The 2576-nt window shown below is 24.8% G+C and carries 1 protein-coding gene; it reads right to left on the bottom strand.

The window, feature by feature from the left end; translation table 11 throughout:
* Positions 1 to 280 precede the first annotated feature (280 nt).
* Entirely contained in the window at positions 281 to 2419 is a 2139-nt protein-coding gene (locus U9R42_09205) for a T9SS type A sorting domain-containing protein (GenBank protein MEA3496197.1), read from the bottom strand.
* Positions 2420 to 2576: the final 157 nt, after the last annotated feature.

Here is a 2576-nt window from a genome sequence, read left to right as displayed (position 1 = left end):
CAGAAGCTGATAATCGTGCCAAATCAATTAGTTCGTAAAGAAGTTTTTTACTCATTCTTACTTCCTGTTTAAATCTTCTGTAACTACGGTTTTTCTTTATCAAGTTTTTTAGTTCCATAATTTAGTTTCTCAGTATTAACATGTTGAATGAATTAAGGAAGGTTCTATTAGAAATATTACTATTTCATTTATAAAATCATTGTTATAACCTTCAATTTTAATATTTCCCTATGAAATCTTTCGTGAATTTTGATTTATATTTTTCATATCTGAATAACTACTAATAAGAAATAATTAGTTTCTTTGTTATTACTTTACTCCCAGCTACTATTTGAAAGAGATAAAGACCTGATTTAAATTCTTTTAAATCAATTGTCTGAGCTTTAGTATTAGCATCTTTAAATTCTTTAGCAAGAACTTGCTTTCCTGCAATATCAAAAATATTTAAACAAAAGTTCTCTGATGAATTTGTATTTAATCTAATTGTTACTTTATCTGTTGCAGGATTTGGATATAATTTAACAACTGATTTTACTTCTTTTTTATTAATTATTGAATTTGTAGAAGTATCAATAATTTCAAATTTATTTCTTCTCCAAAGACCATTCCCATACGTTCCCATAAAAACAAATGAATCATTAGATGCAAAGTTTATTGGTCTTTCACTATTCAATCCATCATTAATTATTTGCCAACTTGCACCTTTATCATCAGATTTATATACTCCACAAAATGTAACAATCAAAATTGTATTTCCAAAATATTTAATTTCTCCAAGGGCTCCTCTGAATGAATTATTTTTTTTTGGTAAACCATTTGAGATTAATCCCCAATAATGATTATTTAAAGCAGTCCGAAATAAACCACTACTTGAAGGAGAATATAAAAATGTATCTATTTTTTCCATATTAATCATAGTAGGATAATGATGAAGAGGGTTTGGGTCATAAGGTAATCCATTATTAAATTTATGCCAAGTAATAGAATCAATAGGTGAAAAATAAACTCCATTTGTTTTAATAGCAATAAAAAGTTTATTTCCAATGATGGTTAAGGAATAAAGGTCATTAGAATATGTATCTGGTAAGCCATTGTTTTTTCTCTCCCAACTTTTTCCAAAATCATTAGAAAATAAAAAATCTTCACCTGCTAAAATAAATATGTTTGAATCCAAAATAGCAAAATCATTTCCAGGTGTTTTATTTAAAAACAGTTTAAAATCAATATTTGAAACTGATGTTCTTAATATTCTGTTTTTTGATAGTCCAATATAAACAAATGTGTCAAAAGTCTTTACCCAAGTAATACGATCATTAAATTGAAGAGAAATCCATGTTCTCCCGTTATTTTGTGAACAATACAATTTTTCTCCAGTATAATTTATTGCAAAAATTTTATTTTTATAGCAAGTTATATCGCTAATATAATAATTCCTTAACCCATCTTCAAATTTTCCAAAGCTTTTATTATCAACATTATATTTAAAAATACCTTTTATTGAATTTATAATTAGTTCATCATTAAAATTTGCAAGAGAATAATATTCAACTATATATTTCAATTTATTTAATTTAGACCAAGTACTACCTTTATCCTTAGAATAAAATACACCATAGTAATTACTCACAAACAAAGTAGATTTCACTCTTTTTATATATCGTAAATTAGTAAAGGAATTACTATCCGTAATATTGATAAAAACAGAATCTGTTTTTTTTGCTTTATAAAGTCCAAATTGGCAGGCTACAAAAATATCATTTGAAATAAGTTCCAATGAAGTAGTAATTGCATAACCCAAATCATTTATTTTAATAAATTCCCAATTTATTGTATCTAATGAAGAATAATAAACTCCTTGATTTGTAGAGAAATAAACAGTATCATTCTCTATTTTTAAATCTCCAAAAAGACAATTAATACAATCATTATTTTTATCGGGAAATATTTGATTAAAACTTTTCATTGAATCCTTAGAAAGGTAAAACATTTTATTAGAAATGACAATTACATATTTATCACTTATCTCAATGTGTGATATATTTTTATCCAGTTTTGTAGATAATACTGTTTTTGTCCAAATTTTAGCATTATAATCTTTTGAAAATAAACCATTATTTGTAGTTAAATATATTTTATTCTGAAAAACATCAATTGAATTTATTGAGGGAAATATTTGATTTTTTAAATCAATTAAATCAAAAGTAATATTTTCCCATTTCTCAAAACTAGTATTAAAATGATAAATGTTATAATTTCCACCAATAGCAAAAAGACTTGTATCATTTACAGAGTATATTCTATTAATACTTTCCCCATTAGGAGTAGATAATTGTTCCCACTGTGAAAAAGCAGATTTTATAACAATAATAAACAATAATAAAAAGCTAATTAAATACTTATAAAAAATACGATTATTCATTGTAGAAACTTTTTTTTAACGATAAAATTTAAAGCCAATATACTAATATTTTCTTGAATAAAAACAAATCTTCTATAAAATAGAAATCCCCTGCTATGAGGGGATTTCTAACGGGCTAGGTCAAACCCAGTGTACTTAACCAATAAAACCAAAACCT

The organism is Bacteroidota bacterium, assembly GCA_034723125.1.
Lineage (GTDB): Bacteria > Bacteroidota > Bacteroidia > CAILMK01 > JAAYUY01 > JAYEOP01.
Note: the sequence above shows the minus strand (reverse complement) of the source record. Positions and strands in the feature narration are given on the sequence as shown.